22 protein-coding genes are annotated in these 21,657 nt (G+C 71.3%); 19 read left to right on the top strand and 3 right to left on the bottom strand.

Annotated elements, in window-relative coordinates; genetic code table 11:
* Positions 1-73: 73 nt before the first annotated feature.
* The 3 genes from ACH4LD_RS26525 to ACH4LD_RS26515 all read right to left on the bottom strand — a co-directional run bounded on the left by ACH4LD_RS26525 (position 74) and on the right by ACH4LD_RS26515 (position 3,107).
* On the bottom strand, positions 74-1,258 hold the full coding sequence (locus tag ACH4LD_RS26525) for a type III polyketide synthase (protein WP_398056682.1): 1,185 nt from the start codon (positions 1,256-1,258) through the stop codon (positions 74-76).
* A gap of 325 nt (positions 1,259-1,583) precedes the next feature.
* Positions 1,584-2,216 carry an AAA family ATPase gene (locus ACH4LD_RS26520; protein ID WP_398056683.1) on the bottom strand — a complete coding sequence of 211 codons (633 nt, stop codon included), beginning with the start codon at positions 2,214-2,216 and terminating at the stop codon, positions 1,584-1,586.
* 228 nt (positions 2,217-2,444) lie between these two features.
* Entirely contained in the window at positions 2,445-3,107 is a 663-nt protein-coding gene (locus tag ACH4LD_RS26515; protein ID WP_398056684.1) for a GyrI-like domain-containing protein, read from the bottom strand.
* A gap of 316 nt (positions 3,108-3,423) precedes the next feature.
* On the opposite strand from ACH4LD_RS26515, the gene ACH4LD_RS26510 reads away from it, so the two are divergent.
* Genes ACH4LD_RS26510 through ACH4LD_RS26420 form a run of 19 tightly spaced genes read left to right on the top strand, consistent with a single transcriptional unit; the run spans position 3,424 to position 21,657 of the window.
* Positions 3,424-4,779 (top strand): TrpB-like pyridoxal phosphate-dependent enzyme, encoded by a 1,356-nt coding sequence (locus ACH4LD_RS26510; RefSeq protein WP_398056685.1) that lies wholly within the window; start codon positions 3,424-3,426, stop codon positions 4,777-4,779.
* Positions 4,780-4,829: 50 nt separating this feature from the next.
* Complete coding sequence (locus tag ACH4LD_RS26505; RefSeq protein ID WP_132789733.1) at positions 4,830-5,939, top strand: 2-deoxy-scyllo-inosose synthase; 1,110 nt, start codon at positions 4,830-4,832, stop codon at positions 5,937-5,939.
* Between the two features lie 26 nt (positions 5,940-5,965).
* Positions 5,966-6,610, top strand: coding sequence for a class I SAM-dependent methyltransferase (locus ACH4LD_RS26500; protein WP_398056686.1), 645 nt, complete (start codon positions 5,966-5,968; stop codon positions 6,608-6,610).
* A 26-nt stretch (positions 6,611-6,636) separates the two neighbouring features.
* Complete coding sequence (locus ACH4LD_RS26495; protein ID WP_132789732.1) at positions 6,637-7,485, top strand: sugar phosphate isomerase/epimerase family protein; 849 nt, start codon at positions 6,637-6,639, stop codon at positions 7,483-7,485.
* 5 nt (positions 7,486-7,490) lie between these two features.
* A complete protein-coding gene (locus ACH4LD_RS26490; RefSeq protein WP_398056687.1) occupies positions 7,491-8,408 on the top strand; it encodes a TatD family hydrolase in 918 nt (305 codons plus the stop codon).
* On the top strand, positions 8,362-9,615 hold the full coding sequence (gene mfnA, locus ACH4LD_RS26485) for a tyrosine decarboxylase MfnA (protein ID WP_398056688.1): 1,254 nt from the start codon (positions 8,362-8,364) through the stop codon (positions 9,613-9,615). The genes ACH4LD_RS26490 and mfnA overlap by 47 nt, the downstream gene beginning before the upstream one ends.
* 5 nt (positions 9,616-9,620) lie before the next feature.
* Complete coding sequence (locus tag ACH4LD_RS26480) at positions 9,621-11,060, top strand: cobalamin-dependent protein (protein WP_398056689.1); 1,440 nt, start codon at positions 9,621-9,623, stop codon at positions 11,058-11,060.
* 22 nt (positions 11,061-11,082) lie between these two features.
* On the top strand, positions 11,083-12,138 hold the full coding sequence (locus tag ACH4LD_RS26475; RefSeq protein ID WP_398056690.1) for a zinc-binding dehydrogenase: 1,056 nt from the start codon (positions 11,083-11,085) through the stop codon (positions 12,136-12,138).
* Positions 12,135-13,469 (top strand): phenylacetate--CoA ligase family protein, encoded by a 1,335-nt coding sequence (locus ACH4LD_RS26470; protein WP_398056691.1) that lies wholly within the window; start codon positions 12,135-12,137, stop codon positions 13,467-13,469. The genes ACH4LD_RS26475 and ACH4LD_RS26470 overlap by 4 nt, the downstream gene beginning before the upstream one ends.
* Positions 13,466-14,233 (top strand): NAD(P)-binding domain-containing protein, encoded by a 768-nt coding sequence (locus tag ACH4LD_RS26465; RefSeq protein WP_398056692.1) that lies wholly within the window; start codon positions 13,466-13,468, stop codon positions 14,231-14,233. Before ACH4LD_RS26470 ends, ACH4LD_RS26465 begins: the two co-directional genes overlap by 4 nt.
* A complete protein-coding gene (locus ACH4LD_RS26460) occupies positions 14,230-15,393 on the top strand; it encodes a BtrH N-terminal domain-containing protein (protein ID WP_398056693.1) in 1,164 nt (387 codons plus the stop codon). The genes ACH4LD_RS26465 and ACH4LD_RS26460 overlap by 4 nt, the downstream gene beginning before the upstream one ends.
* Positions 15,394-15,400: 7 nt before the next feature.
* Entirely contained in the window at positions 15,401-16,099 is a 699-nt protein-coding gene (locus ACH4LD_RS26455) for a class I SAM-dependent methyltransferase (protein ID WP_398056694.1), read from the top strand.
* Entirely contained in the window at positions 16,096-17,595 is a 1,500-nt protein-coding gene (locus ACH4LD_RS26450; RefSeq protein WP_398056695.1) for a coproporphyrinogen-III oxidase family protein, read from the top strand. Before ACH4LD_RS26455 ends, ACH4LD_RS26450 begins: the two co-directional genes overlap by 4 nt.
* On the top strand, positions 17,582-18,358 hold the full coding sequence (locus ACH4LD_RS26445; RefSeq protein ID WP_132789713.1) for a class I SAM-dependent methyltransferase: 777 nt from the start codon (positions 17,582-17,584) through the stop codon (positions 18,356-18,358). Before ACH4LD_RS26450 ends, ACH4LD_RS26445 begins: the two co-directional genes overlap by 14 nt.
* Before the next feature lie 57 nt (positions 18,359-18,415).
* Positions 18,416-19,306: a carbon-nitrogen hydrolase family protein gene (locus ACH4LD_RS26440; protein WP_132789712.1), complete on the top strand. Its 891-nt coding sequence runs from the start codon at positions 18,416-18,418 to the stop codon at positions 19,304-19,306.
* Entirely contained in the window at positions 19,303-20,214 is a 912-nt protein-coding gene (locus ACH4LD_RS26435; protein ID WP_398056696.1) for a carbon-nitrogen hydrolase family protein, read from the top strand. The genes ACH4LD_RS26440 and ACH4LD_RS26435 overlap by 4 nt, the downstream gene beginning before the upstream one ends.
* 8 nt (positions 20,215-20,222) lie before the next feature.
* Complete coding sequence (locus tag ACH4LD_RS26430; RefSeq protein ID WP_398056697.1) at positions 20,223-20,843, top strand: hypothetical protein; 621 nt, start codon at positions 20,223-20,225, stop codon at positions 20,841-20,843.
* Entirely contained in the window at positions 20,840-21,073 is a 234-nt protein-coding gene (locus tag ACH4LD_RS26425; protein ID WP_014677046.1) for a ferredoxin, read from the top strand. The genes ACH4LD_RS26430 and ACH4LD_RS26425 overlap by 4 nt, the downstream gene beginning before the upstream one ends.
* Positions 21,070-21,657, top strand: coding sequence for an NADPH-dependent FMN reductase (locus ACH4LD_RS26420; RefSeq protein ID WP_398056698.1), 588 nt, complete (start codon positions 21,070-21,072; stop codon positions 21,655-21,657). The genes ACH4LD_RS26425 and ACH4LD_RS26420 overlap by 4 nt, the downstream gene beginning before the upstream one ends.

Below are 21,657 nucleotides of genomic sequence, written 5' to 3'. Positions count from 1 at the left end.
GTGCAGGTGGTGCGTCCTGGTACCAGTACGGTGGCCCGCGTCCTGGTACCAGTACGGGCGGTGCCGCCTCGTGCTACAGCCACTCCCCTTCCAAAGCGGTGGCGGTGAGGCCCGGTGCCGCCGCGTACAGCACGGCGCGACTGCCCGGCTTCTGCCCGGCGTCATGCGCCCGCCGCAGGATGTCGAACACGGCGGCGCCTCCGCGGTTGCCGGTGGTGTAGCTGTCCCGGCTGTGGTCCAGCAGCCCCGACGGCCAGGCGTCGGGCATCGTCTGCTCCATGTACTCCAGCACCCGGGTCCCGCCGGGGTGCGCGAGCAGCACGTCGGGGTGCCAGGCGTCGGGGTGGTCCTGGTAACGGAGGCGCAGCCACTCCCACATCGCGGTCACCGTCTCCTGTACGGCGCGCGGCCCGCGCCGGTCCATCACGAAGTGGGTGCCGTCCGCCCGCGTCTCCAGGCGGTGCAGGTCCTGGGTGCCGGGCAGGGTGTGGTGCCAGGCGGCGTCCAGCCGCAGTACCGACTCGCGCCGGGGGCGGCCCGTGACCACCGCGGCGACCGCGGTGTCCGCGAACAGCAACCGGACGATCAGCGACTCAAGGGTGTCGTCCGCGGGCTGGTACGTGGTGCTCAGCGCCTCCGAGATGACGACCAGGACCACTCGGTCCGGGTCCGCGGCCACCAGGTCCGCGGCCAGCGCCAGGGAACGTGTCCCGGCGACACAGGCCCACTGGGTGGCCGGCAGCAGCATCACATCGCTGCGCAGCGAAAGCTTGTTGGCCAGGGCTATGTCCAGACCCGGCAGCGCCGGGGTGGTGGAGTGACTGGTGATCAGGCAGTCGATGTCCGCGACGTCCAACCCGGCGATCTGAAGGGCCCCGCGCGCCGCGCGCTCCCCGTAGGACTGCACGGCCTCCCAGGCCGGCCCGGTGCGTTCCTGGACGGTCTGCGGCGTGGGTATCGACTCAAGTGCGGCGATCACGCGGTCCACGTCCTGCTGGGTGAACCCGTCGCGGGCCAGTGCCTCTTGGGCCGGCTCGACGCCGACAGCCCGCAGGCCGCCGCCATCGCCGGGCGCGACGGCGGTCTCCAGTGGCAGCATCCACCCGCGCGTCTCGATGCCTGTACTGGCCGCGATGCCGTCGATCCGCGGCGCCCACGCCGCGTGCGGGTGCCGGTCGCGCACTTCGGCCACGATCTGGCTGGTCTTCACGGGGTGCTCGCCGTGTATCACGGCGGGAGGACAGAGGTAAGCGGCCATGGGGCACCTTCCCAGCGGAACAGGGGGAACAGGGGGAACGGGAGAACAGGGAGAAGGGTGGAATGTCACTTGTGTTGTGGCATGAGTCACTCTGTGACGTCACGTCCAAGGGGACGCCGATAAGCACCACTTCGGGGTTCGGTGTCCGCTTCGAGCATGGACGCCAAATGGACATTTCCGCTGTGATGCAGACAACTCAGATGGCATGTGAAGCGCGTGACACGGCGCACATCGCTGAATCAGGGGGCCTTGGGAGCGGTTCCCCGGCCGTCGACTGACTTACCGTCAGTCGGAGGCCACCTGGTCAGGCCGGAAAATGGGGCCCTCAGTCGAACCGGATGTGCTTGATCCCGGTCCAGGCCCGCCGCGCACGTCCTCGCAGTGCTCCGTCTGCGTTCGGCGCGAGCGCCAGGCCGACGGCAGCGGCAATGTGCTCGGCGACCTCAGGCACAGTGAGGCGGTCGGTCCACACATGGTCCCCGAACTCCTCCGCACGCAGGCGCTCCAGGCAAAGGTCGAGCCTGGACACGGCGAAGCTCTCCCGACGCAAGGGGGCGTCCTTGCCCGCGATGAACTGGACAGCGCGTCCGAAGCCGCGCTCGCGCAGCCGGCGCAGCACGGTCCCACGCTCGGCCAGCAGTGCGAAATGCCGCACATCGTGGCCGCGCTCGCGCAGCCGACCGACGGTCTCGCGGAAGTACGCCGGCTCCACGACCGTCATGGGCACGATCACCGTCCCCTCGTGCTTGCTCAGGACGTGATCCAGTACTTCGACCACCCCCTGCCGCCAGGCGGCAAGGTCCTGGAAGTCCCCGCGCAGGGACGGGGGCATCATCCGGTGCAGACCGAAGCCGACGTGTTCGGGATCGCAGACGACACTGCCAGCAAGCCGACGCCGGAGTTCGTGAGCGGTCTGCGTCTTCCCGCCGCCGTGGGGACCATTGATCCAGAGGAGCACGTGCCCGATTTTATGGGGCCGTGGTGGTTGTCAGTGGTGTGTGTCACCCTTCGCCCGTGAGTCATGACGTGGCCGGACCGCACGCAGGACGAGCACGGCATCTCGCCCTGGTCGACCGGCCCACTGATCGGCGAGGCCCCCGGGCCGGCCGACTCGTACCGTCGTGGCGCGCCTCAAGGTCCACCGTCACCAGGGCCGTGCCCGGGCGGAGGGGCACCCGCGCCCGGGTCACCGGCCCCGTCGGTGCACCGGCTGGCGCAGGATGGTGCGCAGCTGGGACGGGGGAGCGGTGTGGGACGGCACGAGGTAGATCTCGTGGTGCCTCCCCGCGGGGACGAGGCCCTGCTCGTCGAGGTGGCGGTGGAGGGCGCCGATCGTCGCGGGCTCGTTCTCGATCGGGCCCTCGTGCAGCACCTGGACACACAGGCCCTCTCGCAGGGTGCGCGCCCGCAGGGCGGACACCGCGGCGGCGGATTCGGGAGTGTGGCAGGCCCTGTCGAGTTCCGCCCGGGCCGCCGCCAGTGTGGCGGCGTCCACCGCGTGACGCTGTCGGAGCAGCAGGGTCCAGCGCCAGCTCGTACGGTCGTGCCAGCAGGCCGGGTCGCCGCTTTCGAGGTTCAGGTCCGGATCGGTGCTCCACCACAGGCCTTCCAGCGGGCTCGGCCCGTGGCCCGCGTCGCCGGGCCGGGGCGCGCCGGACGCCACCGCCACCGCTGCCGCCGCCGCGTAGAGCGTGTCGACCGCGGCGGCGAACAGCTTGGAGTCCTGGGGATCGCCCTCCCCGTCGACGGCGAGGTACTCCAAGGGGGGCACGTCGACCAGTGCCGGTACGGAAGTTGCTTCGTAGAGTCCGTGATAAGGATGGTGATGCGTGGTGTTGCTCAGGGGCATGCGCGCGGTTCCTCGTGCTCGGCTGGTGCCAGGAGTCATGGAGCCGGCCCCGCGTCATCGAGGCGCCGCGGAGCCCGTCTCCTGTGAGAACGCGTCAGTGCCACACAGGGCACGGGTGAGCGAATCAGTCATATAGGTCAAGCAGTCGAGGCCCGTACGAGTGTCCTTTGACTCGAACGGTCAACGTCCCGGGCCGCCCCTCCCCCTGCCGCCGTCCAGCGATGAGGCTTCTCGTCGTGTCCCGGACGAGCAGAGAGGGGATGTGGATGCACGCCACTGAGGAGCCGTTCCACCCGCCGCGGATGCGGAGCGGGGCATGAGCGGCGGACCGCGGCCCGTGCCGGGCGCCAGGACCCTGGGCCCCGACTGGAACCCGACCCCGGTCGTGCCGGGCGGTGCACCGGACCAAGTGCCCGAAGCCTGGTTCAACCTCGTACCCAATCTGCCGGTCCCGCTGCCGCCGGCCAGGGACGGCGACGACGGCCAGCCCTCCCGGCTCGCGCTCCAGCGCCGTATCCGCCTCGCCGCGGTGCAGGAACAGGACGCGTCCACGGAGTCCTTCCTGCCCATCCCGCAGCGGGTCCGCGAGGAACTCGCGGCCATCGGCCGTCCCACCCCTCTGCTGCGGGCGCGGGCCCTTGAGGCTCACCTGCGGACCCCTGCCCGGATCTACCTCAAGCGCGAGGACGTGCTGCCCACCGGCAGCTTCAAGCTCAACTCCGCCGTCGCACAGGCCTACTTCGCCGCTCAGCAGGGCGTACGGACCCTGGTGACCGAGACCGGAGCGGGGCAGTGGGGCCACGCGGTGGCCTGGGCGGCGCGACTCTTCGGTCTGCACGCGGTGATCTTCTGGGCCGGCGTGTCGGCGCGGCAGAAGCCCGGCAGGCACACGGTGATCAAGCTGCTCGGCGGCGAGGTGTACCCGTCGCCCAGCGAGCGGACGCAGGTCGGCAAGGCGCTGCTGCGCGACGGCCGCCATCTGCTCGGCTCCCTCGGCACCGCCATCGGCGAAGCCATCAGCTATGCCCAGGACCACCCCGAGACACGGTACATCTCGGGCAGCAACCTGCCCCACGTGCTGGCGCACCAGTCCGTCATCGGACAGGAGGTCAAGGCACAGCTCGCGGCGCTCGGCGAGACCCCCGACACGCTGATCGCCTGTGTCGGCGGCGGCAGCAACCTGGGTGGCCTGATGGGCCCGTACCTGGCGGACAAGGCCGAGCGCGGCGACGGACTTACGCTGATCGGCGCCGAGTCGGCCAGCGCCCCCCGGCTGACCCGCGGCGAGTGGCGCTACGACCACGCCGACCCGGAAGGCATCACGCCGCTGACCAAGTCCTACACCCTCGGCCGTGACTACGAGCTGCCCGAGACCCATGTCGGCGGCCTGCGCCAGCACAGCGGCTCGGCGGTGGTCGGTGTGCTGCGCAGCCAGGGCCTGATCGACGCGGTCGCCTACGAGGAGGCGGAGGCGTTCGAGACGGGCTCGCTGATGCTCCGCCACGAGGGCGTCCTCATCGCCCCCGAGTCCTGCCACGCGGTGCGCGCCGCCGTCGACCGGGCGGTCGAAGCCCGTCGTACGGGCCGCGCCGAGACCATCGTCGCCTGTGTGAGCGGCAACGGTGCCCTCGACCTGGAGGGCTACACCGCGCACCTCGGTGACGGTGCCTGATCCGTCCCCGCGCGCGGACGTGATCGTCCGCCATTCCATGAAGGAGCGAAGTGGCCAGGGGAAGCATCATCGAGCTGTCGAACGGAGCGAGCCCCAGCTGTCCGTACTACCTGGGGGACGGCATCGCCGACCAGCTGCCGGCGTACCTGCACCGGCATGCCTTCGACGAGGTCTACCTCGTCACCAGCGACCGGCTGCACGCCCGGTTCGGCAAGGAACTGGCCCGGACGCTGAGTGACGCGGGCATCGCCGTCAACGTGCTGACCGTGCGCGAAGGGGAGTCCGCCAAGGGCTGGCAACAGCTCACCGACCTGTGCGAGCGCCTGGTCGCGGCCGGCGTCACCAAGGACTCCCTGGTCATGGCGCTCGGCGGCGGCATGATCGGCAACATCGTCGGCCTCGCCGCGGGCCTCACCTACCGGGGCATCAGGTACGTCGAGGTCCCGACGACGATGCTGAACCTCACCGACGGCTCGCTCAGCAACAAGCAGGCCGTCAACGGTTCCCTCGGCAAGAACCAGTTCGGGATGTACCACGCGCCGCTGTTCATCTGGGCGGACGTCGCCTACACCCGGCAGGAGCCGGTGCGCCAGCACCGCAGCGCCATCACCGAGGCGATCAAGAACGGTCTGGTCAACGACGCGGCCTGGTTCGAGCGGCTGGAGGAGCTGCTCACGCCGGACCTGGCCGCCGTCCGTGACGACCTGCTGGGCTTCTGCCACGACGTGGTGCGCAGCAAGCTGTCGATCCTCGCCCTCGACCCGGGTGAGCGGCACGCGGGCATCATGCTGGAGTACGGCCACACCGTCGGACACGCCGTGGAGTTCCTCAGCAACGGCAAGCTGCTGCACGGGGAAGCGGTCGGCATCGGCATGTGCGCCGCGGCCAAGGTGGGCGTACGCCTCGGTCTGTGCGAGCCCGAGGTGCTGCACCGGCAGGAACACATCCTCAAGCACCGCCTGGGCAGCGTCGTGGCACTCCCCGAGGAACTGACGGCCGAGCAGATCGTCGAGGTCATCCTCAGCGACAACAAACGCCGCGCCGGAGCCGCGATCCGCTTCGTGCTCGTGCCCCGGGTCGGCACCGTGCGCTGCGTCGACGGCGACTACGAGACGCCCGTCGCCGAGCCACTGCTCAAGAGCGTCCTGACCGAGGCCTGATCCACCGACACCGCAGGGATGGGCTCATGAACACCACAGTGCACCACACACCCGAGGTGGAGGAGACGATCTACCGTCTCGACGGGCCGCTGCGCTGGGCCCTCGGCGAGGTCCAGGGCCTGTTGCGCTCGGCGCAGGCCGCGCCGGGGCAGCGGGTCCTGGACATCGGCGCCGGCACCGGGTACGCCACGGTTCCCGCGGCCCGCGCGGTCGGCCCCGACGGCAGCGTCCACTGCGTCGACGGCAGCGCCCCGCTCCTGAAGGTGCTCGAACGCCGCGCCGCGACGGAAGGGCTCGCCGCGCGCGTGACCACGCAGGTCGGCGCCCTCGCCCCCCTGGACGTGCCCAGCTCCAGCGTCGACCTCGTGCTGTGCACCTACGTCCTGCACGAACTGGCCGAGGACGCGGCCCTGGCGATCGCCGAGATGCACCGGGTCCTCAAACCCGGTGGCCGCGTCGCCATCGCGGACTACCGCAAGACCCCGGACCTCGCGCGCAACCGGGAGATCGAGGCCTGGTACGCGCGGCAGCCCGACGGAGCCGGACCCGACGAGCGCCATCTGCGCTTCTCCCTCGAAGAGCTGGAGCAGATGCTGCGCGGCGCCGGTTTCCAGCAGATCGAGCTGCGCACCTGGCACGACTTCCACACCCACGCCATCGCCGCCCGGTGACGGCCCCACCCTGCGAAGGAGCCCCTGTGCACCGCTTGAGCTACAACGCCAACGGTCTGCGTAACCTCACCGTGGAGCGGGCCGTCGAGGAGGTCGCCGAGGCCGGATACGACGGCATCGAACTCTCCCTCCACCCCGCGCACATCGACCCGTTCTCCTTCTCCGACAACGAGGCGTCGGTCATCCGCAAGGCGCTGGAGCGGACCGGCATCGAGGCATGCTGCCTGGCCGCGGGCGCGGACAACCTGCTCAGCGAGGAGAGGTTCGAACCCTCGCTGGTGCACCCCGACGCCGCCGGCCGCGCTCGCCGCGTCGACCTGGTCAAACGGTCCGTACGCATCGCGGACATGCTCGGCATCCCGCTGATCAACTTCGCCACCGGCAAGCGCAAGCCCGAGGTGGACCCGGCCGACGCGCGGCGCTGGCTCGTGGAGGGCATCACCGAGATCCTCGACGGCACGGACAGCGACGTCGTCCTCGCCATGGAACCCGAACCGGAGTTCTTCCTGGAGACCAACGCCGCGGTGGCCCAGCTCGCCCGGGAACTGGACAGCCCGCGCTTCGCCCTCGCCCAGGACCTCGGGCACTGCCGCGTCGTGGAGGAGGACTACCTCGCCTCCGTCGAACGCCACCTGCCGATCACCCCCGTGTTCCAGATCGAGGACATCAAGGGCCGCACCCACTACCACGAGATCCCCGGCGACGGGGACATCGACTTCGTGGAGTTCTTCCGCATCCTGCGCCGCGGCGGCTACGCGGGGCACGTCAGCGTGGAGCTGTACAACCACAGCGACGTCTACCGGCACGCCCTGCGCCGCAGCCACGAGGTGCTCACCGCGGCCGCCGCCTCCGCCGAGTCCTCCCCGGAAGACTGACCACCGTGCGGCCGGCCACCGCCGCCGGCCGTGCGACCCCCGCGCCACACCTCCTGGCGCCCCGGGGCGCGCACGGACCCGGCCTCGTCCCGCTCTTCGACCACCACATCCACAGCGATCTGCGCAACGCCGACGACTACGAACTCATGGCGGTCAGCGGTGTGACGAGTGCGCTCGCCCCCTGCTCCAGCTCGCATGAGCGCCGCTCGTCGGGCGACGCGTTCGCCGCGCGGTTCGAGCGGCTCATCGAGGTCGAGACCGCCCGCGCGGCCGTGTACGGCATCGATCTGTACGTCGGGCTGGCCGTGCACGCCGCCGACATGCGCGATCTGCGCAGCGCTCTGGAAGGCGTCGACGAACTCCACAAGCGGCTCGGCCACCCCCGGGTGAAGGCCCTGGGCGAGGTGTCGCTCCGCCATCGCACCAGCGACGAAGTGACGGTGCTGGAACGGCAGTTGCGCCTTGCCGCCGACACGGGGACACCGGTGATGGTGGAGACCCCGCCGCCGCTGGAGGAGTTCACGGCGATGCTGCCGCTGCTCGCCGGCGCCATCGAGCGCTCGGGCATCGATCCGGGGCGTGTCGCCGTGATGGACCTCGACGAGCACAAGCTGCGCCTGGTCCACGGGCACGGCGGCCTCGACGGGCTCGGCGGCTACGGTCTGCCGGTCTCACCGCGCACGGACGCGCTGTTCGCCGTGCGCCAGAAGGTCACCCACCGTGAGGTGATGCGCATCCTCGACAGCCGGGGGCCGGACCGCCTGATGCTCAACACCGGCTTCCACTTCGGCTCCGCCGACCCGCTCGGCCTCGGCAAGACCGTCCATCGCCTCCGCCTCGGAGGCGTTCCGGAACAGACCGTGAGGGCTCTCGTCCATGGAAACGCTGCTGGGTTCTTCGACATCCCGCACCGGATCGGCTGACCGGGCGGCACCCGCCCGGTCCACGGGCCTGCCCGAGCACGGCCGGGACACGGCGGCCGTCCTGGCCGGCCTCGACGCACTGCGCCGCGACGACCACGACTACGCCGACGGCACCGTGTTCAACTCCATCTGCTCCGCACCGCTCCCGGTGGCCCGGCAGGTCTTCGCGCAGGCACTTGAGACCAACATGGGCGACAACCGGATCTTCCCGTCGCTGCGGCGCGCCGAGACGGAGGTGACGGCGCTCCTCGGCGACCTCCTCGGTCTGCCCGACGCCGGAGGAGTGGCGACCTCCGGCGGGACCGAGGCCAACCTCCTCGCGGTGCTGGCCGCGCTGCGCCGGGAGGGGCAGCGCTCCCGCACGGGCGGCCCCGCGCGGATCGTGCTGCCGGAGAGCGCCCACTTCTCCTTCGACAAGATCCTCACCATGCTGGGCGTGGAACCCGTGTACGCCCCGCTCACCCCGGACCTGCACGTCTGCGTCGAGACGCTGCGGTCCCTCGTCACCGAGGACACCGCGCTCGTCGTCGCGACCGCCGGCACCTCCGAGACCGGCGCCGTCGACGACGTCCCCGCCATCGCGGAGCACACCCGGGCCCTGGGCGTCCCCCTGCACGTCGACGCGGCGACCGGCGGCTTCCTCGTCCCCTTCGCCCGCGAGCTCGGCCACCCGCTGCCGCCGGTCGGCCTCGACGTGCCGGGAGTCACCTCCGTCACGCTCGATCCGCACAAGTACGGCGGCGCGCCCATCCCGGCCGGCCAGCTCCTCGTACGCGACGCGGCGGACCTGGACCGGCTGCGCGTCGCCTCCCACTACCGCGGCACCCACGACCACCACGGTCTGCTCGGCACCCGCCCCGGCGCCGCGGTGCTCGCCACCTGGGCCGCGCTGCACACCATGGGCCGCGCCGGCTACCGCACGCTCGTCGCCGCGGTGTTCGAGCGGCGGGAGCTCCTGCTCGGCCTGCTCCGCGGGTCCGGGTTCACCGTCGCGCCCGCGCCGGACCTCACCGTCGTCACCGTGCGCCACCCGGCGCCCGGACAGCTCGTCGACGTACTGGAACGGCGGGGGTTCATCGCCTCCGTCGCCCGCCGCTACGGACTCCTGCGCCTGGTCGTGCACTGGCACCAGAGCGAGGAGCACCTGCGGGCACTGGTCGCCGCCCTGAAGGACGCCGACCGTGAGATCGGGGGCGGCGCCGGATGAGGGTCATGTTCGTCTCCGTCAACAAGCTCAAGTCGTTCCGCCCGGTACTGCCCATCGGCATGGTCACCGTGGCGACCCAGGTGCGGGCCGCGGGGCACGACGTGCACGTCCTGGACCTGATGTGGGAGGAGGAGGACGAGAAGGCGGTACGCGAGGCGGTCGCCGCCTTCCGGCCCGACGTCGTGGGGATCTCCATCCGCAACGTCGACTCGCAGAACATGCTGGAGCCGGTCATCTACACTCCCCTCGCCCGTGAGGTCGCCGACTGGGCGCGTGCGGAGCGGCCCGGCGTCACCGTCGTCCTCGGCGGCCCCGGCTTCTCCACGGTGCCGGACGACCTGATGGACTTCGTGGGCGCCGAGTACGGCATCACCGGCTTCGCCGAGGAGTCCATGGTGCCGTTCCTCGCCCACCTGCGCGACGGCACCGAACCGGCGGACGTGCCCGGTGTGATCTTCCGCGCGCCGGACGGCTCCTACCACCGCAGGGACCCGGTCTTCGAGATCGACTACCGCAAGGCCGCCCGTCCCGACCCCGAACTGTACGACCCGCGCTACTTCACCTACTCCTACGAGACGCACGACCGCAGCGAGAAGGTGCCGGCCACCATCCAGACCAAGAAGGGCTGCGTGCTGGAGTGCGTGTTCTGCAGCAACTTCCTGGTCGACGGCACCGGCGTGAAGTTCGACGACGTCAAAAGGGTGGCCGACGAGGTGGAGCGGCTGCGCGACGAGGGACTGGAGGTCCTGGAGATCGTCGACGGCGTCTTCAACCTGCCCCTGAACTACGCCGTCGAGGTGTTGCGGGAGTTCGTCCGGCGCGGCATCGAGATGCCCTGGTCCTGCATGATCAACCCGGGGAACGTCACTCCCGAACTCGTCGACCTCATGGTCCGCACCGGCTGCTACTACGTCGAGTTCGGCACCGACTCCTGCAACGACCGGGTGCTGCGCCGGCTGAAGAAGAACTTCCGCCAGCGGCAGGTCATCAGCGCCCACCGGCGGTTCGAGCAGGCCGGGATCCGCGTCGAGCACTGCCTGTTCATCGGCAGTCCCGGAGACGACCGGGACTCGGTGCGGGAGACCTTCGACGTCATGTCCGGCCTGGTGCCCCCGAGGCCCACGCCTACTGGACCCTCGGCCTGCGCGTGTGCCGCGGGACCGCCCTGCACACCACCGCCGTCGAGGAGGGCCTGCTCACCGGCGACGAGCGGTTCATCGTGCCCAAGTACTACGTGTCCCGGGACGTCATCGAGGACAGCGCCCTCCTCGACGAGATCCAGGAGCGGGTGCTGGCCAACGACAACTGGTACCTGTGGTGGGGCCTGCGCACCATCGGCCTGCGCGAGCGCATCCGCATGGCGCGCCAGGAGAGCGAGCGGATCGAGGCCGAGCTCCTCGCCCATCTGCCCGAGCGCCGCCCCGCGCACGTGCCCGTCACCCTGACCACCCGTGGGGAGGAAGGCCGATGAGCCGCGTCCAGGACCTCCTGCTGACCGCACCCGGCGAACTCCGCGCCGCGCACCGGGTGCCGCCGCTGCCCGCGCTCGGCGCCGACGACGTCCTCGTCGAGGTGGACCGCATCACCCTGTGCGGCAGCGACCACCGCCTCTACGACGGCACCTACGGAGGCCCGCGCGCCTACCCGATCCGCTTCGGCCACGAGTGGTCGGGCCGCGTGGTGGACACCGGCCGCGACGGCGCCGCGCTGCTCGGACAGTGGGTCACCGGCGACTGCTCCCGCTGGTGCGGCGACTGCGCCGGCTGCTCCAGCGACCGGAACCTGTGCCGGCACATCGAGAAGTTCGGGATCACCGTGGACGGATTCTCCAGCCGCCGCAAAGTCGTCGACCGGCGCTACCTCTACCCCGACACCTGCGCGCTCGGCGCCGGGCTGCTCGCCCTCACCGAGTTCTTCGCCGTCGCCGACCACGGCCTGCGCCGCCTCGCCCCCGGTGCCGACGACGACGTCCTCGTCATCGGCGCGGGCGCACTGGGCCTGGCCTCCTATCTGATCCTGACCGGCCACTACGGGGTCCGCTCCGTGCGGCTGCTGGAATCGGACCCCGCCAAGGCCGAGCGGGTGAGGGAAGTCTTCCCCGCCGCCCTGGTCGAGTCCCCGCCCCGGCCCGACGACCGGGCCACGGGCTACGCCGGCCTCGCCGAAGGCGCCGACCACCCCGTCGTCGTCGAGTGCTCCGGCAGCCAGGCCGGCCTGAACACCGCGCTGGCGCTCGCCCGGCCACGGGGCCGCGTCCTCTGCTTCGGCCTGCGCCGCAGCACCGAGATACGTACGGACCTGCTCGTCGTCAAGGGACTGACGCTCATCGGGTCGATCGGGGGCACGGGCAGCTTCCCGGCCGTCCACGCGTTCCTCGACGCCCACCGGGACCAGGCCGCCCGGCTGGTCACCCACCGATTTCCGGCCGACGCCGCCGAGCAGGCCTTCGCCGCCCCCGTGACGGGCGGACGGGCCGCGGCCCGGATCAAGACCCAGATCGTCTTCGGGGAGGAAGACCAGTGACCGAGACCACCGTCCCACCCCATCTGCGCTACGACGAGATCCGCCGCGCGGCCTGCGCCGACCTGGAAGCGTTCGACAAGCTCACCCCCGACCGGGCGGCGGAGCTCCAGCTCGGCAGGCTGCGGGAGTCGGTGGCGCACGCCCTCACGGCCTCCCCCCACTACCGCCGGAACTGGGCCGCCCACAGCGGCACGCGGTTCGACACCCTCGACGACATCCGGAAGCTGCCGTTCACCACCAAGGGCGACCTGCGCGACGCCTATCCGTTCGGCCTGGTCGCCGCCGACCGGCGGGAGATCATCCGCTACGGCGAGTCGACCGGCACCACGGGCCGCCCCACCTCCGCCGTCATCACCTACGAGGACTGGATACGCGGCAACGTCGCCGTCGAGCGCTCCGTCAGCCACGTCTTCGGCCCCGGCGACCTCGTCTTCATCGCCATCCCCTACGAACTGGCCTTCGCCTCCTACGACCTCGACCGGGCCCTGGAACAGGCGGGCGCCGGCGTGGTCGCGGTCGGCACGCTCAGCCGGGTCTGCCCCTTCGAGCGCATGGTCGAGATGATGTGGACGGTCAGACCGACCGGCCTGGTGTGCACCCCCAGCCGGGCGTTGCGCCTCTACGACCTGCTCAAGGACAGCGGACGCGACCCCCTTGAGGTGGGCCTGCGCACCTTCATGTACGTGGGGGAGACCTGCTCGCCGGCCAAGCTCTCCAAGATCGCGGACCTGTGGGGGGTGCGCCTGTCCAACGCCTACGGCTCCACCGAGACCAACTCGCTCGGGCTCACCTGCGCCGAAGGCAGCCTCCACCTCACCGAGGACCGGCACCTGTTCGAGGTGATCGACCCCGAGACCACCGAGCCCGTCGCCGAGGGACACCCGGGCGAACTCGTACTGACCAGCCTGGTCAGCCGGGCCATGCCGCTGCTGCGCTACCGCACCGGCGACTTCGTCACCGTACGGTCCGCGCCGTGCGCCTGCGGCAGTCCCCGCCGCACCCTCGACCACCACGGGCGGGTCAGCGAACAACTCCTGGTCGACGGCAGCCGGATCAACAAGCTGGCGCTGGAGGACATCGTGCTGTCCACCCCGGGTTCCGGCCTGTACTGGGCGGCCGGGGTGACCGGCGCCGGACTGGAGATCCGGGTCGAGGCGGACGGCGGCGACCCCGCGCGGCTGTGCTCCGACGTGGCGGAGCGGGTCGCGGCGGCCATCGGCATCACGCCCGTCGTCGAACCGATCGACCGCACCCTGGTACGGCGCGCCATGGACCGGATGCTCAAGCCGGGCAGCCTCACCCTCGAAGACCTCGCGGCGGCCGTCTCATGACGGGCGCGACGGCACCGCGGACCGTGGGCATCGCCGGGACGGGCCGCCTGGGCACGGTGCTCGCCGCCCGTCTGAAGGAGCGATTCACCGTGCTCCTGTACGACACGGACCGCGCCTGCGCCCGGCGCGCCGCCGCGACGACCTCCCTGCCCCTGACGGACGCCGAGACCCTGGTCACCGCCGACGCGGTGCTGCTGTGCGTGCCGCCGGAGGAGACGGACGACGCGCTGCTGGACCTGGCCCGCCGCGCCGCGCGCGCAGGCCGCCGGCCGCTGTTCGTCAGCCTGGCGACGAGCGTGCCCACCGCGCGCCTGCGTTCCCTCCTGGCGCACTCCCCGGACCTGCCCGGCATCGACGTCGTCGGTCTCAAACCGGTGTGCCAGTTCGCCGCCCTCGCCCACGGTGTGCCCACCGTCCTGGTCACCGGGGGCACCGGCCACCTCGACGAGCTGCGTCACCTCGCCTCCGGCCTGGGCACCGTCGTCGTCGGAGACGAGAGCGTCGTCGGCCCCGTCAACCGGGCCGCCACCAAAGCGGCGCTGCGCGCCTGCGACCGGCTCACCGAAGAACTCTCGGCCCGGGGCGTGGACCTCCTCCTGGTCCGCGCCGCCGTGCGCAACGTCCTCGCGGGCACGGCCCTCGACCATCCGCCGGCGCCCGACAACTCCTACACCCGCTCGGTGCTCGCGGAACTCGCGGCCGAGCAGGCCCACCCGCGGCCCGTCCCCGCGACCGCCGCCGACACGAAGGGAACGCGCGCATGACCGCCCACGCAGTCGGCCGCGAGAGCCCGATCGCCCCGACCCTTGACCGCTTCGGCGGCGCCCACTGCGAGACCGCCGCCCTGCACAAGGTGCTCGCCCACCACGGCACGGAGGTGAGCGAACCGCTGCTGTTCGGTGTGGCGGGTGGCATCAGCTTCATGCACATGCCCATGGGACCGGAGGGCCGTGCCTTCGTCGGAGGCCGCAACGGCCCCTTCCCCGACTTCACCCGCCGCATGGCCGCCGGCGTCGGCCTGAGCCTGGAGGTGGTGCTCCCCGCCGACCCGCGCACGGCGTGGGAGCAGGTACGCGGCCAACTGGCCCTCGGCAGCCCGGTGATCGTCTACGGCGATCTGTTCCACCTGCCGTACTACCAGGCCACCCGGCACTTCGGCGCGCACGCCTTCGTCGTCCTGGACCACGACCCGGACGCCGGGACCGTCACCGTCTCCGACCGGTGCGTCGCCCCGCGCACCCTCTCCCTGGACGACCTGGCCGCCGCCCGTGGCTCCGAGCACCCGCCGTTCCCGCCCCGGCACGCCTGGCTGCGCGCCGACTGGGCGGCGGCCCGCGAACCGTCCGCGGACGACATCCGGCGCGGGGTCCGCGCGTCCTGCACCGCCATGCGGAACCCGGTGGTGCCCACCTTCGGACTGCGCGGACTGGCGGCCTACGGCGCGGGTCTGGACCACCTCGTGCGGCGCAGCCCGGCCGAGGACGTCCTCACCGCCCTGTGCGGCGCCTACGTCGACTTCGAGCTGGCCGGCACCGGCGGCTGCGGCTTCCGGGCGATGTTCGCCGACTTCCTCACCGAAGCCGCCGCCCGCACGGCGGACCCGGCGCTCGAACGGGCGGTGCCGCTCGCGCGCGGTGCCGTGGACGCCTGGCACGACTTCCTCGCCCTGCTCCTGCCGTCGTGGACCCCCGCGTTCACCGAACTGCGCGACACCCTGAACGAACGCGACCAGCGCCTGCTGCGCGGAGGCGCGGCGGACCAGGAAGCGGCCGCCGCCCTCGGCGCCCGGCTGCCCGCGCTGCGCACCGCCGCCGCCGAAGGACTTGACCCGCTGCGCGAGCAGCTCTCCGGGCAGCTCCGCGCGGCCGCGCAGCGGATCGTCAAGGCCGAGGAGACCCTGTTCGACGTACTGAAGGAGGTGTGACCCGGCGATGGCCACGGCCCCCTCGCTCGCCGTACGCGTCCCCGCGCGCCATCCGCGCTCCAGCGACAAGGAGCGTCAGGACTACGACCGCTACCTGGCCGAACGCGGCCGGTACAAGGGCGAGTTCCTGCGCGAGGTCCTGGACGCGGCCGGCGCCGGCCCGGTTCTCGAAGCCGGATCCGGCTACGGCGGGCTCGGCGTGGAACTGCTGCGCCTGGGCGGCACCGAACTGCACGCGGTCTGCGAGTCGGAGCACGCCGCCGCCCTGTACGAGCGCCGCCTCGCCGAGGCCGGCCTGCGGGCCACGGTGCACAGCGTGCCCGGGGGAGTGCCGGACCCCGCCCGCGCACCCTGGGACACCCGGCGGTTCGCCGCCGTCTACAGCGCCAACGCCTTCGCCGCCTGGCCGGACCCGGCCGCCGTACTGCGCCGTCTGGCCCGGCTGCTCCTGCCGGGCGGCCAGGTCCTCGTCAGCGATCTGAGGCGCGACCCCGACCCGTTCATCCTCGAACACTCACTCAGGGAGATGGCCGACGACACCTCGGAGGCGGGCCGCTACCGGCTGCGGACCTTCCTCACCTCGTTGCGCGGCGCATACACCCTCACCGAGGCCAGGGCCCTGCTCACCGCCGCGGGCCTGAACGACTGGCGGGCCGAAGCGGACGGTCCCATGACGTTCGCCATCCGATACGGGAGGAACCCGTGACCGACACCACCATCACCAGGAACTTCCTCGACACACCCAGCTTCTGGCGCGAATACCCGGAACGCGACATCGAGTTCGTGCGCTGGTACCCCTGCGACGTCAGGCCCCTCACCGCCGACACGATGTACGCGCAGCAGGAGAAGTTCCCCAGGACCACCTCGTTCTACGTGCACATCCCCTTCTGCAACCAGGTGTGCACCTCGTGCCCGTACAACAAGTTCAACACCCGCAACACCCTGGTCAGGCGGTACATCGAGGCCCTGAAGGCCGAGATCGACATGTACTCCCGGCTGCCGTACCTCAAGGACGTGGTCTTCACCTCCGGCTACTTCGGCGGCGGCACCCCCACGACCCTGCGCGCCGAGGAACTCGACGACCTGCTCGGCTTCATGAAGCAGCGCCTCAACTTCAGCGACGACTGCTCCGTCACCATCGAGTCCACCCCCGTCGACGTGGACCAGCACAAGCTCGACGTCCTGCTCAAGCACGGGGTCAACCGCATGAGCCTGGGCGTGCAGACCTTCCACGACCCGCTGTTGCGCTACCTCGGCCGCGCCCGGGCGCACACCGGCGAGTCCGCCACCAGGACGATCGAGCTGATCGACCGCAGTGGCATGGAGAACCTCTGCATCGACTACATGATCGGCATCCCGGGCCAGACCCACGAGCTGTGGGCGCAGGACATCAGGACCCTGATGGACCTGCCCGTGACGTCGTTCTCGGTGTACAACTACGCGGTCCTGCCCGGCTCCGAGGTGTTCTTCGCGCTGCAGTCCGGGGCCACCCCGCCCTGCCCCAGCACGCACGAGGCCGACGAGATGTACCAGTACCTGCACACCACGCTGATGGACGCCGGGTACCTGGCCCTGACCTACAACGACTTCATCGAACCGATGCGGCCCGAGTGGGAGGCCAAGGGCGTCAGGACCTACCCGGTGCTCACCGACGGCTCCAAGCCCTACCGGGGCCTGGAGACCGACACCTTCTACCTCACCGACCACCTCTCCCAGGTGTGGGGCCGGTGCGGCGACATGGTGGCCATGGGCTCCGGGGCCTACGGCTACCTCAACAACCGGATGTACCTCACCGAGCCCGACATCAACGCCTACATCGAGACCTGCAACGCGGGCCGGCTGCCCGTCGTGATGGGCGCCTACACCGACGAGCACGAACAGCGCTGCCGCAGCCTCGTCCTCGGGCTCAAGCTGCTGCGGATGAAGCGGTCCGTCTACCGCGAGCGCCACGGGGTCGACCCCTACGAGTACTTCAAGGACAAGTGCGACGACCTGGCCGCCAAGGGCCTGATCGAGATCACCGACGAGGCCATCCAGGTCACGTACCCCAAGGGCTGGTACTACATCGACAACATCTGCAAGACGTTCTACTCCGACGCCAACTACCGCCTGCCGCAGCCCACGTCGGCAAGCACCGAGATCCTCAACTGGCAGATCGACCGTGCCGACGGACGGAAGGGGCTCCCCGTTGTCCAGCTCTGAGACCACTCCCGCGAAACCGCGGCGCCGGCCCCGTGGCCGCATCTTCGACCTGGCCGAACGGGTCCCGCAGAAGGACACGTTCGACGACGTGGACCAGTGCCGGGCCTACGACCGGAACATCCGCACCTCGATGATCATCCCGATGCAGCACATGATGAAGCTCATCGGCCCCCACTGCGGCGACGGCAAGGAGGTCCTCGAAGTCGGCTGCGCCAGCGGCCTGATCTCGCTGCGGCTCGCCGCCCAGCACCCCGGCGCCCTCTTCACAGGCGTCGACAGCAACGACGCCTTCCTCGAAGTGGCCCGCGAGAACACGATCTTCTCGAACCTGGTCGGCTACGGCGGCGACTTCTCCTGCGAATGGGCCCGCCTGACCCGGCTGCCCTACGAGGACGACTCCTTCGACGTCGTCTTCAGCTTCTGCGCCGTGGCCCGCTGGGACAAGCCCGACCGGATCGTCAGCGAGTGCGCCCGGGTGTGCCGGCCCGACGGCATCGTGGTCCTCTACGACCTGGCACGGGACGCCGACGAGGGCATGGTCTCCTTCGTGCTGCAGTACGCGGACGGCGACGCCGAGTCGTTCATGACGTCGCTGCGCGCCTCCTACAGCGAACCCGAGATGCGCGAACTGCTCGACCAGCGCGGTCTGGGCTCGTGGACGGTGGCCAAGGAGAACATCAACCTGATCACCTCCTCGCGCCCCCTGCACGTCGGCTACAGCGTCGGCGAACCAGGCATCTACGACGCGGTGTTCACCGGCTGAACCACAGCCGGCCGCCCGCCCCCGCCACCGGACGTACGCCACCCAGGAGCGCCTCCCATGACCCCTCGCAGACGGCTGCGCGTCGGCCTCGTCCAGCTCTCCGTGGCCACCAACCGCCGCACCGACAACCTCCGGCGCGCCGACGCCCTGATACAGGAGGCCGTGGACGACGGCTGTGAACTGGTCGTCCTGCCGGAGGCGTTCGCCACCGCGCTCAACCTGCCCAAGAGCCACGAGGTGGCCGAGCCCGTACCGGGCCCGGTCACCGAATGGCTCGCCGAACGGGCCGGCCGGCACGGCGTCTGGATCGCCGCGGGGCTCCTCGAACGCGACGGCGGGCAGGTGCACAGCTCGGCCGTCCTCATCGCCGACGACGGCAGCCTCGTCGACGTCTACCGGCGCACCGTCGTCTACGACCTGGAGGCCCACTTCCTCACCGGAGAGGTGGGCACCCGGGTCGTGGACACACCGCTGGGCCGCATCGGCCTCGTGGTCGGCTACGACATCCAGTTCCCCGAAGTGCTGCGCGGTCTGTTCGCCGACGGCGTCGAGATCGTCGTGTGCCCGTCGATCCTGCTGCGGCCCTTCGCCGAGCCGGTACGGCAGATGCTGCTCGCCCGCGCGGCCGAGAACTGCGCCTACGTCCTGTTCGCCGGAGCCACCGGGGAGAACACCCTGGCCGGCCTCACCTACATGGGCCGCACCGCCGTCATCCGCAGTCCGATGGCGATCGGCGCGTACTCCCGTGACTTCCGCCGCCAGGAACCGGTCCTGGCCGAGGCCGACCGCGAGGAGTGCGTGGTCAGCGCCGACCTGGACCTGCACGAACTGCGCCGCATGCAGGCGGCGGCGCCCTTTCCCGCCGACTTCCGCCGCTCGCCGCTCGGCCAGGCGCTGATCGCCGCGTCCGCGCGGCCCGGCGCCCTACCCCTTGGAGACCCCCGGTGAAGCCCACCACCCGGCCCCGCGTCGCCCTCCTCCAGACGCTGTGGGACCCCGACCCCGACGTCAACCTCGACCGGACGATGGCCCTGCTCGACACCGTCGAGGCGGCCGAACTCGTCGTCCTGCCCGAGTTCTTCCTCGGCCCGCCCTTCTACTTCCCGGGCCGCGCCCACCTCAAGGGAGTCATCGACCAGACCGTGCCCGGCCCCGTCTTCGAACAGCTCGCCGCGCAGGCCCGCAGGATCGGCGCGTACATCCTGTGCGGCACCGTGGTCGAACGCGACGGGGACCGCTACTACAACACCGCCGTCCTCCTCGACGACCACGGCGAGATCGTCGTCAAGGCCCGCAAGACGCACCGCTTCGCCGCCGAAATGGTCTCGGTGAGCCCGAGCGACGAGTTCGCCGTCGTCGACACCCCCTTCGGGCGGCTCGGCGTCTGCGTCTGCTCCGACTTCTGGATCCCCGAGGTGCCCCGCATGCTCGCGCTGCGCGGCGCCGAGATCATCGCCGTACCCGGGGCCGCGCTGCGCGGCAACATCCAGATCACCCGGCCCTGCCTTCAGGCCAACTCCTCCTTCAACGTCTGCTACACCCTCCTCGCCAGCGCCGTCGGCGGCGTCACGGGCGAACGGGCCGGCCGCCAGGTCTCCATCGAGGTCGCCGGGCACAGCACGGTCGCCGCTCCCGAGGAGCTCCTGGCGAGCCTCGACGAGGAGGAGGCCGTCCTGACCGCCCGGCTCGACCTGGAGTACCTGCGCACCATGCGCGAGGTCGACCTGTCGTTCAGGCGCAGCCTCTACTTCTGCCTGCACGGCCGCCGCCCCGAGCTCTACGGCGGCCTCCAGCAGCCGTACGCCGGGCACGAGGACCTCGAAACCCTGCTCAGCGACTACCTCACCCGGAGGTGAGCCACACCGTGCTGTTTCCTGTCAGCGAGGCCATTCCCACCGGGGCCGACCGGGAGCCCGTCCTGGAGAAGTTCCTGGACTGGGCCGACGGGGCCCACGACACCCCCGTGCCCGAGGTGCTGAGCGGCTTCTTCGGCCAGCCCCTCGACGCACGTACCCTGCGCGTCACCGGACTGCACCACGTGGCGCTCTACATCGGCGACTACCGCCACGAGACGGACTTCGAGGACTGGCTGGAAACGGTCCGCGCCTGCCCGCGCGTCGGCCACGTGACCACCGGCCCCTCCCACATCGCACCCCGCGCGTACGGCACACCCGGCCACTGGATCAACCTCCGCACCGACCTCGGCAACGAGGTGGAACTCTTCACCTGCCGCCGCCGCGACATCTGGGCCGAACGGCCGGCCGAGCAGAAGACCAGCCTGATGTCGCACTTCGGTCTCTGCATCGACACCCCCGGACACGTACGGCCCCTGCTCGACTTCCTGGCCAGCTTCGACGGCATCCGCCTGCTCGCCTACGCGCCCGCCGACGAACTCGGCCACACCTACGGGCACCTGCTGCGCGAGGACACCGACCGCGTCCTGGAACTCGTGCACGCCGGCACCGAGCCGGGAGGACCCGCATGACCGTCCAGGACCCCGCCCGCGTACCGGACAACGCCACCGGCCGGTTCTACGTCAACGTGGAGTGCACCGACTGCGACACCTGCCGCTGCGTCGCCCCCGACTTCTTCGCCCGCAACGACGAGGCCGGCTACTCCTACGTGCTGCGCCAGCCCGAGACCGAGGACGACGAGGACGCCGTGTACGAGGCGATGGACTGCTGCCCCGCCGACGCCATCTGCGAGGACGAATGACCCCCACCGCCCCGGCCGCCGTCCTGGGCATCGGCGGCAGCATGCGCCCCGGATCCACCAGCCAGGCACTGCTGCGCCGCGCGCTGCGCACCCTCGCCGCGGACGGCCACCCGGTACGGCTGCTCGACCTGCGCGAGCTGCAACTGCCCTTCTGCAACGGCGACAAGCGCGAACCCTGGCCGCACTTCCCCGACGTGGCCGTCCTGCGGGAAGCGGTCCGCGCCGCCGACGGCATCATCCTCAGCGGCGCCGAGTACCACGGCGGCGTCAACGGCGCGCTCAAGAACGCCATCGACCTGCTCGACTTCGAACACGCCGAGGGGAAGGTGTTCGGCGCCATCGTGGCCCTCGGCGGCCGCAGCAACAGCAACGCCCTGAACGACCTCAGGATCACGGCCCGCTGGCTGCGGGCCTGGATGGTGCCCGGCCAGGTCGCCGTACCCCAGGGGCGCACCGCACTGAGCGGCGGCGTCCCCGTCGACCCGGAGCTGTACGACCGGATCGACGATCTCGCCCGGAGCGTCGCACGCGCCGCCGGCGCCCTGCGGACCACCGCGGGCGGCGTCCCGCTCGCCCGAGGCTGA

The organism is Streptomyces sp. NPDC017676, assembly GCF_044329325.1.
GTDB lineage: Bacteria > Actinomycetota > Actinomycetes > Streptomycetales > Streptomycetaceae > Streptomyces.
The sequence above is the reverse complement of the archived record's forward strand: the minus strand, read 5'-3'. Positions and strand labels throughout refer to the sequence as shown.